General features: G+C 37.1%; 8 protein-coding genes. 6 read left to right on the top strand and 2 right to left on the bottom strand.

Annotated elements, in window-relative coordinates:
* Window positions 1-24: 24 nt before the first annotated feature.
* Window positions 25-1,161 carry a CDP-glycerol glycerophosphotransferase family protein gene (locus tag H2R00_RS17825; RefSeq protein WP_182069970.1) on the bottom strand — a complete coding sequence of 379 codons (1,137 nt, stop codon included), beginning with the start codon at window positions 1,159-1,161 and terminating at the stop codon, window positions 25-27.
* A gap of 19 nt (window positions 1,162-1,180) precedes the next feature.
* The gene (locus H2R00_RS17820) at window positions 1,181-1,960 is read right to left on the bottom strand and encodes a WecB/TagA/CpsF family glycosyltransferase (RefSeq protein ID WP_182071110.1); all 780 of its coding nucleotides are present in this window, start codon (window positions 1,958-1,960) and stop codon (window positions 1,181-1,183) included.
* Window positions 1,961-2,357: 397 nt separating this feature from the next.
* Between H2R00_RS17820 and tagD the strand changes: the two genes are divergently transcribed.
* The 6 genes from tagD to tagH all read left to right on the top strand — a co-directional run bounded on the left by tagD (window position 2,358) and on the right by tagH (window position 13,933).
* Window positions 2,358-2,747 (top strand): glycerol-3-phosphate cytidylyltransferase, encoded by a 390-nt coding sequence (gene tagD / locus H2R00_RS17815; protein WP_023857183.1) that lies wholly within the window; start codon window positions 2,358-2,360, stop codon window positions 2,745-2,747.
* Between the two features lie 133 nt (window positions 2,748-2,880).
* Entirely contained in the window at window positions 2,881-4,929 is a 2,049-nt protein-coding gene (locus H2R00_RS17810) for an alpha-glucosyltransferase N-terminal domain-containing protein (protein WP_412056319.1), read from the top strand.
* Between the two features lie 106 nt (window positions 4,930-5,035).
* Complete coding sequence (locus H2R00_RS17805) at window positions 5,036-7,156, top strand: CDP-glycerol glycerophosphotransferase family protein (protein ID WP_182069969.1); 2,121 nt, start codon at window positions 5,036-5,038, stop codon at window positions 7,154-7,156.
* Between the two features lie 464 nt (window positions 7,157-7,620).
* Window positions 7,621-11,247 (top strand): CDP-glycerol glycerophosphotransferase family protein, encoded by a 3,627-nt coding sequence (locus H2R00_RS17800; RefSeq protein ID WP_182069968.1) that lies wholly within the window; start codon window positions 7,621-7,623, stop codon window positions 11,245-11,247.
* Between the two features lie 257 nt (window positions 11,248-11,504).
* On the top strand, window positions 11,505-12,320 hold the full coding sequence (locus H2R00_RS17795; RefSeq protein WP_182071108.1) for an ABC transporter permease: 816 nt from the start codon (window positions 11,505-11,507) through the stop codon (window positions 12,318-12,320).
* Window positions 12,321-12,340: 20 nt separating this feature from the next.
* Complete coding sequence (tagH, locus tag H2R00_RS17790; protein ID WP_182069967.1) at window positions 12,341-13,933, top strand: teichoic acids export ABC transporter ATP-binding subunit TagH; 1,593 nt, start codon at window positions 12,341-12,343, stop codon at window positions 13,931-13,933.
* Window positions 13,934-13,943: the final 10 nt, after the last annotated feature.

Genomic DNA, 13,943 nt, shown 5'->3' with positions numbered 1-13,943 from the left:
ATGCTAAACACTTCGGTTTGATTCTTATCTGCACAATTCATTAATAAAATTCAGCAGCTTCTTGCTGGAATCACCACTTGAATACTCATTCCACTCATTTGAAAACCGTTTAACCTCTTCATACGTATGGTGAATGTTCTTTAATTCGTTAAGAAGAATGTCGCGGTTGCGGCAGGCCTTCCCCGGGATCACCGCTTCATAGTCGTCAATCAAACCGCGTTTTTTATCGTACTCTTCAAAATCATAGGTGTAAAACAGCATCGGTTTATCGAGCAGGGCGTACTCGAAAGGGATCGAGGAATAGTCTGATATCAGCACGTCACTTACATGCAGCAGATCTTTTAACGGAAGGTCTGAAACGTCTTTTATCATACCTTCATATTCTTCAAGTCTGATATTCTCACGGACAGCAGGATGCAGCTTAACCAAAAGCAAAAATTCTCCCTTTAAGTCTTTAGATAGCTGCTCTTTTGAAAAAGGGAGTTTCACACTCGTCATATTATAGTCTCTGTATGTCGGGGCATAAAGGATGACTTTTTGGTCCAAAGATTCATAAGGACGCGTCTCATCTTTAAAATATTGATCAGTCAAGGGAACTCCCGTCCGCAAAATGCGCTCATCCTTAACGCCGAATGAACGCTTGAAAATGTCCGCCATCTTTTCCGATCCGACGGTAATATAGTCAAATGAGGCGTATACTTTTTTAAACCTCTTGATATCTGCAGATGTTCTGCGGCAATTTCCGATATCCTCAAGACCGAACTTCTTCAGCGCGCCGTTCGCATGCCAAACTTGGATGCACTTTGTCTGCGGCCGTTTACGAAGCACACTTGTCAGCAAAAAATAATTATCCGTAATGACACATTTGCTTTTGAACATGCTATAAACGGCCCGCATCAAATGAAAGGGATTTTTTTCATTGATGAAGCATGATGACACAGACGGATATTCATTTGCAAGGGAAACCGCATGCCGTGTATAAAGCATTTCCAGTTCAAACGGACAGACCATTTCCTTATATTCATTTAGGAGCGCTCTTGCGTTATCCGGGAAGGAAACGAGAAGAACAGCTCTGTTTCGGGGTCTTACCCATGTCAGCATAAAGCTGACCATCGAAAGAACACCCGAATAAAACATGACAAACAAAGAACGTATCTTCATGATTCAACCTAATCTCTTTCTATGCATCAATTTGTTTTGACCGCTCTTTTACCTGTTCAGGATAGTAGCTCTGTTTTTGAACCCTTTCTTCTTTCAGAACGGTAAAAGCATATTTCGGGATATTCAGCATCCGCTTCCATCTTGAGGGATTTGTCACGAGTCGGTACAGCCATTCAAGGTTCAGACGAATCAGCAAGTTCGGCGCACGTTTTACCGTGCCGCTGAAAACGTCGAAGCTTCCACCAAGCCCGATTGCAATGGCCTTTGGAAACAGATGCTTATATTTATAAATAAACCTTTCCTGATGCGGGTAACCAAGGGCTACGAACACCATGTCAGGTTTGGCTTTCGCAATGCGTTTAGCAACCGCTTCTTTGTCATTTGCATAGCCGTCTGAACAACCGGCAATAGTGATGTCCGGGAATTCAGATGAGATACGGTCCACGACGGCTTGATTGACCTCTTTCTTCGCGCCGTACAAAAAGATCCTTTTCTTTTTGTCGTTGGCGATCTTCAGCAGGTTGATAAACACATCATAGCCTGCAATTCTTGATTTTAATCGCTTATTCGTCAGCTTTGACATCATCACGACGCCGATTCCGTCGGGCAGAATAAAATCCGCTGCTGACAACACGTCGCAGTAGCTGCTGTCTTTTGCTGCTGCATATCCGATTTCAGGATTGACGGTGGCTATATAAGCCCCAACCCGTCGATTAATGTATGATTTCTCAAGATGATGCAAAAAGCCGGATAAATCGGCGTTTACATATGACAGGTTATAAATACGCTCCGTTTGCAACATCAACTCCTCCTCCCGATTTAAAAGTTCAAATTTATGTTTAAACGAAATGAATGTCTTAGGAAAGTGGGTCAGCCCAAAAATCCCATTGGTCTAACGTATATTTTAACATAGATGATTCATAAAAGCTTAACAATAACTTTACAACAGATTAAGATTTTTTACGCTGTCTTCAGAAATCAGATGAAAAGAGATAAATCTTAAAACAAAATTTGGAATTTCATTTGCTATTTACAATGCTTAACGTTTAATAGGCAATGTGCTATAATAAATGATCAGTGAAGACATGCGGAAAAATTTTTTAGTGAAGAGTATACGTGTTTTTCGGATAGAGCAATTTTGAAAGTTAATCATAGTGGTTTGTGAAGTTATAGATTAGGAAGGAGAGTAATTTAACATGAAGAAAGTCATCACATACGGAACGTTTGATTTATTGCATTGGGGACATATCAAATTATTGGAGCGCGCCAAACAGTTAGGCGATTATCTTGTCGTAGCGATTTCAACGGACGAATTCAACCTTCAAAAACAGAAAAAAGCTTACCATAGCTATGAGCACCGCAAACTTATCCTGGAAACCATCCGTTACGTCGATGAAGTCATCCCGGAAAAAAGCTGGGATCAGAAAGTTCAGGATGTCATCGACCATGATATTGACGTTTTTGTCATGGGGGATGACTGGGAAGGAAAATTTGATTTCTTAAAAGAACACTGTGAAGTCGTCTACCTGCCAAGAACTGAAGGGATTTCGACGACGAAAATCAAAGAGGAAATCGCCGGCCTATAAATTCTGGCATTTTGCCACTGTAAGTTATATAATTCTTTCGAAAAGTACTTCTTATCTTTTTTTAAGAAGTACTTTTTGTTGAATTAAAATGAGAAGTTCGAATTGACAGCTTACAGTGAAAGGGAGAAAAAAATTGGGCGAAAAACAAAGTGATCCCTTGAAGAATGAGGGAATAGCTATTCCTAATATGACCTATTATTTTATTTCAGGAAATCTTCCTCACGATTATGGAGGATTGACAAAGTCGCTACTGCTACGTTCCAAGTTGTTTGGAAAATTATCTCAGACGCCTACAACCTTTTTAACATTTGGATTTGACAAGGAGTTTTCAACTAAAAAAAACCAGCTTTATGAAAATAAGAAAGTCCACCCGAAATTCACTCGAATTTTAAATATGTATAATGACTTTCTTAGCAAAAATACTAGTGGTCGCTTATTTTCTGAAAAAACCAGCTTAAACGAAATAAAAAATCACAATAAAAATCGTTTTTTTGCTAAATTCAGCAAAATTTTCCGCAAACAAAAAAACAACCTTAACTTTAACTTTTACGAAGATGGAAAATCAATTTGTAGTATAGATTACTTGAATAATGAAAAAAAACGATTTAAAAGAGAAGAGTATACAAGACAAGGGTTATTGTGCCGTGTATCTTATTTTAATATAGAGACCGGCCGTTTGTACTGCCAGGAATTTATTAATGATAATAATTATGTTTATCTGGATAAACATTATGAGTTTTTCGAAGGTCAAAACGAGCTTCAACTGAAAAGTATTAACTGGTATTCAGAAAATGGCGTATTAAAGTTTTCCGATGAATCAGAATTGCGGCGGCATTGGATTGAAGTTCTTGAATTAGAGACAGATCACCCAAAGCTATTCCTGGTTGATAGTAGACGGCAAGATAAACATGTATTTAGAGTTAAGAAAGCAGCTTCCTCTTATTACGCTGCAATTATACACAGCAAACATTATGGAGATAATCCACTTCACGTAAAGCCGCGTTACCGAGAATTATTTAGTCATTTATATAATCTTGATGCAGTGTTTTTTATCACTGAAGAGCAGAAAGAAGATTTCCAGAGGATAGTCGGAGAGCATAGAACATTCTTCTATACTCCACATACAATGGACAAATCGCTTGATAAAAAGGTTTTAAAAATCCAAAGTGAAAAGAATAAAGCGGTGATCATTTCAAGATTAGTTGAATCGAAAAATCTGACTCATGCTATTAAAGCTTTTAAGCTTGTTGTAGATGAAATTCCTGAAGCCAGATTGGAAATTTTCGGTTCAGGAGGAGCGGAAAATAAAATAAAAGCGGAAATTGAAAGATGCAACTTGCAGAAAAACGTCTTTTTAAAAGGTTATACCAATAACCCAGATAACGAGTTTCAAAAGGCGTGGCTTACAATTTCAACATCTCATTTTGAAGGGTTCGGCCTTTCTAATATGGAGGCTCTCGGTAACGGTTGCCCTGTTGTTACTTACGACTATGACTACGGTGCAAGAAGCCTTGTTAAGGATAATGCAAACGGCTTCGTCGTCGAGAAGTATAATATTGAACAGCTTGCTGAAAAAATAGTTTTGCTTATGAAAAACGAAAAACTTCATGAAAAATTTTCGAAGTGTGCATTTGAGACAGCAGATAAGTATACGACAAAACATTATATGAAGCGTTGGTCTGACGCGCTTCAAAAAATGATTGAGGTCAAAAAAGAAAAACAAGAATTAAAAGGGACTTTCCCGAGCAAACAAGCGTTCTCTGTGAGAGAGCATAAAATAGATGAATCAAATTTGATCATTGAATTCAAGGCTCAGGTTCCGGTTGATGAAGGCTACAATTTAAAGCTTGTCGGGCTTGACAGAAGAAACAATGCCGTTGTTATATGCGCTTCTTCTCCTGAGAAACCCGTTTCAAGGTCAGATGTCTACGGATTTAATATTGATCTTAATCGACATTTTCATGTTAAAACAATTAGAGCAAATAACACTAAAACAATTGATTTTTATTTGGCTATCAGCAACCGTGAACAAGTTACAATATTAAAACGGCTGTCTGTTGACCAAGCAGAGATGCCCTCTCCTTTCTTAGTGGAAAAATATAAAGTTGAACCTTATATTACCGTAAAAGGCAACTATTCATGGACATTGCAAAAAGAGCCGGAGGATGCCCTCCTAAGGTAATCCCTGACAACTGTTTGATGCGGGATGAATATTCAGTTCATCTTATGTATAATAATCAGAAGATTATCTGTCGATGATTTTGAAAAAAGAGGAGTAGACTTATTTTATGGTTAAGGAAGTTCCAATAGAATTCAAATTAGTAAACCTGAAAATTGAGGATTGGCAGCTTCTCCTCGATTTCTCTTTAGATCATTCAGTATCCGCCGATAATATCAGTCTGTTGGCAGTGAACCGCAAAACAAAAGCGGAGCTGCCGGCTTTTTGTGAAAGGATAGACAAAGAAAAAGCAATATACCGTGCAGAACTTCATTTAACTGCTCTTTCTAAACACGTCGAAGACAGAGGATGCATCGACTTCTACGTAGTAATCCGTGAAGCGGAAGCTGACCTTTTAAAGAAAAGAATACAGACGAAGTTTCAGCCAATTGAACTATCTTGGAAATGGGATGAGCAAAAGCAGGTATTTTTCCTTCCCTATACAACCAAGAAAGGAAATCTCTCATTAAAAGTTCTGCCCCAAAAAACAATAGCTGAAATAACTGATATCGATCTAAACACTGATGGAGAACTCACCCTTGCAGGATACGCTTTTTTGCTAAATGAGGATGGAAAGGTAACTGCCAAGCAAAGATGCCTTATTCTAAAAGAGGTCGGCGATGCCGAAGAGAAAAAAATTTTCGAATACCCATTAGAGGATGATGAAACAGCAAACTTTAAGGTACACATCAATCTCAAAAAGCTTTATGAAGAAAACGCTATGCCTGTCATGTTCCAGTTTCACATCGAATTTATCGGTGAAGACCCTGAAACGGGCGAAAAAGCTATCAAGAGAACAAAACCGCTAATGCTGAAAAACAAAACGAACCCGCAAAATAGCCAGTTTACGGTCATTGAAACGGAAAAAGGCCCGGCGCGTTTTCATGTCTACCCGCAAAAGAAAAAGAGATGTATGCGCTTAAGAATGAATGATTATACATTTAAAACAAGGGCTGTTTATTTCGTTGTTGGGAAAAAGAACCGGACTGTTTCCTTTTTCCGCAGGAGAAAAAATAAGCTAAAGAAAAAGATAGGCAACGGCTTGAAAAAAGCGTATTATTTCTCCTTTAGACTGGCCGGAAAATTACCAGTGAAAAAGAAGACCGTTATCTTTGAAAGCTTCGCCGGAAAACAGTACAGCTGTAATCCGCGCGCGATTTACGAATATATGACAGAGAACAAACCGGATTACGAAATGTATTGGAGCGTAAATCCGGATTACACGGATATCTTTGAGGAAAAAGGCATTCCTTACATCAAAAGGTTTACCCTGAAGTGGCTGTTTGCCATGGCAAGAGCCGAATATTGGGTTGTAAACAGCCGCATGCCTTTATGGATTCCAAAGCCGAAGCACACCACATATCTTCAAACATGGCACGGCACACCGCTGAAACGTCTTGCCGTCGATATGGATGAAGTGCATATGCCTGGCACCAACACGGAAAATTACAAAAAGAATTTCACGACGGAAGCATCAAAATGGGATTATTTGATCTCACCGAACGCATATTCTACCGAAATCTTTGCCCGTGCATTCCAATTCAATAAAACGATGATCGAATCAGGCTATCCGAGAAACGATTTTCTCCACACGGACAACAATGCCGAAACGGTTCGCTCATTAAAAGAGAAAATGAAGCTGCCGGCTGACAAAAAAGTGATCATTTATGCGCCGACATGGCGTGATGATCAGTTTTATAAAAAAGGAAAATACAAATTTGACCTTGATTTGGATTTGGCGAAAATGAGACAGGAAATTGGCGATGACTATGTGATCGTGCTCAGGATGCACTACTTGGTTGCCGAAAACTTCGACCTTGAGCCATACCAAGGTTTTGCATACGATTTCTCATCCTATGAGGACATCCGCGAGCTTTACATGGTGTCTGATTTGCTGATCACGGACTACTCTTCCGTCTTCTTTGATTTTGCGAATTTGAAGCGTCCGATGATTTTCTTTGTTCCCGACATTGAAACGTATCGCGACAAGCTGCGCGGCTTCTACTTTGACTTTGAAAAAGAAGCTCCAGGCCCGCTCGTCAAAACGACGGATGCCGTCATCGAAAAGATCAGGGAAACGGAAGCACCCGGCTATCGCCTGGCTGATATATTTGAGCCTTTTTATCAGAGGTTTTGCTACTTGGAAGAGGGCAGATCGTCTGAAAAAGTAGTAGAGAAGATTTTTAAGTAATAAAAAAAGCCACTGTATAATACAGTGGCTTTCAACCTAAAGGTTAATAAAAAATGATGGAACTTTCTTAAACTGATCAGTTAGCCATTGAATAACTGTTGACAAAATAAATAGTCTTAACTTTTAAACAAACTTATGCTATTATAAGTTCTACCATACAGATCTTCAATAGTCAAAAAATCTGGTTTCAAAATAGCGAAATACTATCTATGAGGTTTACATTGAATTTAAAGTTGGAGTTTTTTATTAGAAGTGATGTTTGTTACTTCTTTTTTTCTTGTCAATCATCAACATATCCAAATTTCACTCTATACTGAGACGTTTATATATATATCAATATAAGGGTTGGAGGGCACATAAATGCTTAAGGTGTGAAAATTACAGTAAATGCTTAATTTAATGACATGAAGGTTACATAAAGAATACCTCTGTAATATTGAAGGAGCAAGGAGATACGAGAACGAATGAATAAAAAAATTTTGAAAAGAAAAGTCAAATTTATTAAAGATCCTCTCGAAAACTATTTGAAGAAAACAAATCATAGAAGAAATAATCAGTATGCTAAATTTTACGAAAAGCTGAATGTTATTGATCACACAATATTATACGAAAGCCGAGATGGAAAGAGCATTACTGACAGCCCTTTTGCGATTTTTAAATACTTAACAAAAAATCCGGAATTTAAGGATTACAAGCATATTTGGTCAGTAGAAGATTTTAATGCACTTGAACCTGTTATTTCGAAGTATAAAGATATGCCGAATGTTGAATTTGTTAAAAGAAATTCAACGCAATATTTAAAGTACTTAGCCTCAGTAAAATATTTGATTAACAACTCCACTTTTCAGTCATTTTTCACATGTAAAAAAGAACAAGTGTATATCAATACATGGCATGGAACACCGCTCAAAAGCATGGGTTTTGATATTCCGGGGAATCCCGCGCATTCGCAAAATGTTGTAAGGAATTTTATCAGTACAGATTATTTATTAAGTCCCAATAAACATACTACAAATATGTTTGTCAACAGTTATAAACTAAAAGGGTTGTACACAGGCGAAATTATTGAAGAAGGCTATCCAAGAATTGATTTGACACTTAATACAGTTCCTGAAAACTTCAAAAGGTTTCTGAAGGAATTGGATTTACAGATTGAGACTGAAAAGAAAACAATTTTATACGCCCCAACCTGGAAAGGGACAAGTGTCTCAAAAGTAAAAAATGATGTATTTCAAATCGTAGCAGACATGAATTATCTGGAAGACAAAATTGGTACTGAATATAATATTCTTATAAAAGTTCATCCTTTCTTATATAGTACGGCTGTCAAATCAGAAGAACTTAAAGGAAAACTTGTTCCAGATTTTGTGGATACAAATCAGCTGTTAAGTACTATTGATATACTGATAACAGATTATTCCAGCATATTTTTTGATTTTCTCGTTACCAACCGACCAATTTTGTTTTACATGTGGGATGCAGATGATTACAACGAACAAAGAGGAAAGTATATAAAAAATGAAGACCTTCCGGGTCCGGTTTTATATAACGTTAGGGAACTAACAGAGGCAATCGAAGATATAAATAAAGTGAGTTCGGAATTTGAACAAAAATATCAAGAAAACAAAGCGAAATTCACAAATTATGACGACGGAAATGTTACAAAAAGAGTTGTTGATAAGATTTTCAAAAATAGCGGGCAAGTAAATGTGATAAAAGATCTGAATAAAGGAAAAGAAAAGATTCTCATATACCCCGGCGGAATGAAGAATAACGGTATTACGACTTCTTTCATTAACTTAATGAGTAACATCGATTTTGAAAAATATGATGTGAGCTGTTTTATGGCAACACCCCATCAGAAAGAAGTGCTCAATAATATCGACAAGGTGAATAAAAATGTCAGATTCATATTTAAACCTGGTTTGCCTGTCTATACATTATCAGAGGTATACAAAGACAAACTGATTCATAATAGGGGTGCAAAGGGAAGACTTAAAGAGCTATATCCAAATGATGCTTATGTAAGAGAGCACCAAAGACTGTTTGGAAAATCCAAATTTGATTATGTCATTGACTTTAGTGGTTACAGTTTATATTGGGCCAAGTTCCTAGTTTGCGCAGATGCAAAAAAGAAAATTTGCTATATGCACAATGATCTTCTATCAGATAGTGAGAGATTAGTTAACGGGCGTCGCCCGCATAGAATCAATTTAAGAGGGCTATTCTCGATCTATAACAAATTTGACAAATTGGTAAGTGTTTCAAAAGGAACAATGGAACTAAATAAAAAAAATCTATCCATTTATGCTGATGAGGATCATTTTGATTATATTATGAACTCTATTAATCCCGAAAGAATTCTAGGGATTGAGCATACTGAATCAGATTCTGCGAAGTCGGTGAACCCCCATGAGAATGGATCCAAGAATCATGTTGACATCGTGGATAATAAAAGGTTTAAAGCAAGAGCAAAGATTGTAAATGCCGATGGCTTCTTTGTTGTAAATACCTTAATTGATAAGGCAAATACCAGACTCACTCCAGCTAAGGAATTTGAAAATGAGGAAGTCTTGATATTAAGAGAAGCCCATACAAATGACGGAAGAATACTATATAAATTGAGTATCAACGGCAGTACCATCGGATGGCTGGAAGAAGGTGCTCTTGAAATATTGCCGGACAGTATATTGACTGAAAAAGAAGTGAATAGACTGGCGATTATTCAGCACCCTAAAGGAAACGACATCTGGAATAAGCCATACAAAGTTTTAGATGTTGAAAAAGTAAGTTCGAGCAAAGAATATAAAGGAATTATTGTTGAGGTAGACAAAGAGGTTAGAACACAGCACTCTTTCTATAGCAGAATATACATTAATGATGTTTTGATAGGATGGATTGACAGTTCAGCATTGAAAATTGTAAAAGAGTATGAATTGGATAGTGAATGTGCGGATGAACAGCAGTCAATTATAAATAAGGAAAAAAATAAGATTAAACTTAAAAACTACAAAAAACATTCTGATATCATCCAAGGGCTGGACAACAGAACATTAGAGGAAAAAACGTTGAACTTGTTAGCAACGATAACAAGTGGAGAAGACTACATGATTTGGTCTAAGGCGTATCCCAATAATGGCTGCCAAAAAATATCGACTGCTGAAGAGTTCGACGGTTTAATTGCAAAAGTCATAAAGAGTCATAAAACGAAAGAAGGCACGTACTATCTTTTCTCAATAGATGAAAAAGTCATCGGATGGTTGGACTGTAATGCTTTTAAAACTATAGACGAGACAGTCGTTATAGAGGAGAAGCAAGTAGAATATGAGGCCCAAATCAATTTAGGTGACACGGAATTTATTTTTAACAAGCCATATGATGTAAAAGGTTGCAGTATAATAGAGGATTATAAAAAATTCAATCATAAAGAAGTAAAAGTCGTTGAAGAGGCAACAACGCAGCATGGTACTTATTGCAAAGTTATTTATCATGATAGAGAGCTAGGGTGGATAGAGCGCAACGCTTTAGAGAAAGTTGAACCTCTTGGTTTAAAGGTTGGAAAAACTTTAATTCCTTATCCATCAGAAAGCGACTTCAATTTTGTCAATATGGGGAGACTCTCTCCAGAAAAGGCTCAGGATAACCTTATCAAGGCTTTCCATACACATGTTCAAACTTATCCAAACAGTAAGTTATATATTTTAGGCGAAGGCCCTTTAAGAAAAGATCTTCAACAATTAATAATCGATTTGGATCTGGAAGAGCATGCATATCTAGTTGGCCAGCTAGACAATCCATTCGGCTTTTTGAAGATGTGCGATTGCTTTGTTCTGTCTTCCCATTATGAAGGACAGCCGATGGTATTACTAGAAGCGATGACGCTAGGAATGAAAATTTTGGCGACTGATATTGTTGCGAATAGAACGGTATTAGAAAACGGAAAATACGGAACTTTAGTTGAAGACAGCGTTACCGGACTTGAACAAGGCTTAGTTAAAGTACGAACCGAACCTGTAGATAGCTCACAGTCTTTTGATTACATTGAATATAATAAAACAGCTATGAATTCCTTCTATAAAGTTTTGAGTTAACGAATGTTGAGGCGAACGCCTCAACATTTTAATTATTATAGTAGATATTGTGAAACAGCAATTGCTAAAAAGAATTAGCAAATTGTATAGAAAGATGATAATGGTTGACAAAAAAATTTTTCGAATCGGTTTAATCTGGATATACTGGAAAATGCGATTTTGAGTCGATGTCAAAAGTGAAAAAAAGCGCGTGATCTGTTACAATAATGAGCGGTGCTATAAAAAAAGACAAAACTTTAACTCTAAGGAAGATTAGAATGAATGCTATGGTAAAAGTTCTTAAAGAAGTATTTTCTTCGCTTCCGCTGATTATGCGGCTGGCGGTTTATGAAACAAAGTCAAAGTATCAAATGAATTATTTAGGGGTTGTTTGGCAGTTTTTAAATCCGTTAATACAGATTTTAGCTTATTGGTTTGTTTTTGGAACTGGTATAAAAGGCACCAGGGCAGATATCGACCACTATCCGTTTATTATTTGGATGCTTGCCGGCATCATCCCATGGTTTTTTATCAGCCCGACAATTCTTGACGGATCAAACAGTGTTTTCCGAAGAATTAATTTAGTATCAAAAATGAATTTTCCGGTTAGCTCTCTGCCTGCCGTTGTTATTGCTTCCAACTTATTCAGCTACTTTGGGATGACGTTGATCTATATTTTTATACTTATAGGAAGTGGATTTTTTCCCACGTTGCATTGGCTGCAATATTTTTATTATTTGTTCTGTATGATTGCGTTTATGTTTTCATTCAGTTTGCTTAACTCGACAATCAGTGTCTTGGTGAGAGATTATCAATTTTTGCTTCAAGCCGGGACAAGGCTGCTGTTTTTCCTGCTCCCGATTTTTTGGGATGTATCACACGCACTGGCCAACAGGCCGCATGTATTGGCGATTCTTAAATTAAATCCGCTCTTTTATATAATAGATGGCTTTAGAAACAGCTTTTTAAACGGCCATTGGTTTTTTGAGGATGTTAAATACACATTATATTTCTGGGTCTTCACATTGCTGTTATTGACAGTGGGTTCAATATTGCATATGAAATTTAGGGATAAGTTTGTTGACTTTCTTTAATATAGTAAGGAGATTATACGATGAAACTAAAAGTTTCGTTTCGAAATGTTTCAAAAAAGTATCATCTATATGAGAAACAGTCTGATAAGATAAAATCACTGTTCTTGCCGAACAATAATGATAAGGGTTTTTATGCCATACGAAACGTTTCCTTTGATGTATATGAAGGGGAAACGATTGGCTTTGTCGGCATCAACGGTTCCGGCAAATCGACGATGTCGAATTTGCTGGCGAAGGTCATTCCTCCGACAAGCGGGGAAATTGAAATGAATGGCCAGCCTTCCCTCATTGCGATTGCTGCGGGATTGAACAACCAGCTTAGCGGGAAGGATAACATCAGGCTTAAATGCTTGATGATGGGGCTGACCAACAAGGAGATTGATGAGCTTTACGATCAAATCGTCGAATTTGCTGATATTGGGGATTTCATCAATCAGCCAGTCAAAAGTTATTCAAGCGGGATGAAATCACGCCTTGGTTTTGCGATATCAGCTCATATTGATCCCGATATTTTAATTATTGATGAAGCATTATCGGTCGGTGACAAAACCTTTTATCAAAAATGTGTTGATCGAATAAAAGAATTTAAAAAGCAAGGAAAAACGATTTTTTTCGTCAGCCATTCCATCGGCCAAGTTGAAAAAATGTGTGATCGCGTTGCCTGGATGCATTATGGGGAAATGCGGATGTTTGACGAGACAAAAAAAGTTGTCAAAGAATATAACGAGTTTATTGACTGGTTCAATAAACTTTCTAAAACGGAAAAGAAAAAATATCAACTGGAACATGTTGAAGAACGTAAAAAGGAACAAAAAGAAGAAAGAAAAAGCCGTTATTCAAAAAGAAATCCAAAAGCGGTCACCAATATGATTCAAATTGCTTTCCTTTCAATTTTACTAGTAGCATTGGCAGCCACGATGTTTGTGAGTACTCCGCTAAGAACAATTGCTTCTTTCGGAGCGATTCCAGGGCATGACGCTAAAAAATCCGAAGAGCAGCAAACCGAATTAAAATCTGAAAGTTTAACAAAAGTAAATCAGCCCGCATATGTCAAATCAACGGAGATTTCAACTTACGGGGATCAATCTTTAAAACAGGAAAAACCCGCTTCTTTGACATTTGGAACAAAAGTGACGCTTGTAGCGCAGAATTCCAAAGTTGCACAAATCAAATTAAACGGCAAAAACTATTTTATGAAAAAGAATGACCTATTATTGACAAAAGATTTAAAAAACGTTTCATTGACTGCAAATGCTTTTTCACCTTATTTTTCAGAAACAGCAAAGTCATCCTACCAGTATTTTCTTTCATTTTTAGGTGAAGAGGAACAAAACTTGCAGAAACTTCGGGGAATAAAGGAAGCCAAATTTGATGGTGGAGGTAGCGGCCTTCAACTGGAGTATGAAAAGGTCGACTATGTGGTGGAAAAGCATAAAGCAGCGGCTATCGTGTTCCATGACCTTAAAGTTGTTGAACCGGCTTCTCTTTCTCTCTCTGATGATGAATTCAGTTTTGACAAAGACCATAAGCGATACTTTTTCAAAACTAAGAAACAGCTGTTTGTAGTCGATAACGAGAACCACACATTAATGATAAAAAATGATGAAATATAATCTTTAAGCC

The sequence above is a fragment of the Bacillus haynesii genome (assembly GCF_014042035.1).
GTDB lineage: Bacteria > Bacillota > Bacilli > Bacillales > Bacillaceae > Bacillus > Bacillus haynesii.
Note: the sequence above shows the minus strand (reverse complement) of the source record. Positions and strands in the feature narration are given on the sequence as shown.

Coding starts and splice junctions, on each gene's coding strand:
- H2R00_RS17800 (WP_182069968.1), top strand. CDS start 7,621: ATGAATAAAAAAATTTTGAAAAGAAAAGTCAAATTTATTAAAGATCCT.
- H2R00_RS17825 (WP_182069970.1), bottom strand. CDS start 1,161: ATGAAGATACGTTCTTTGTTTGTCATGTTTTATTCGGGTGTTCTTTCG.
- tagD (WP_023857183.1), top strand. CDS start 2,358: ATGAAGAAAGTCATCACATACGGAACGTTTGATTTATTGCATTGGGGA.
- tagH (WP_182069967.1), top strand. CDS start 12,341: ATGAAACTAAAAGTTTCGTTTCGAAATGTTTCAAAAAAGTATCATCTA.
- H2R00_RS17805 (WP_182069969.1), top strand. CDS start 5,036: ATGGTTAAGGAAGTTCCAATAGAATTCAAATTAGTAAACCTGAAAATT.
- H2R00_RS17795 (WP_182071108.1), top strand. CDS start 11,505: ATGAATGCTATGGTAAAAGTTCTTAAAGAAGTATTTTCTTCGCTTCCG.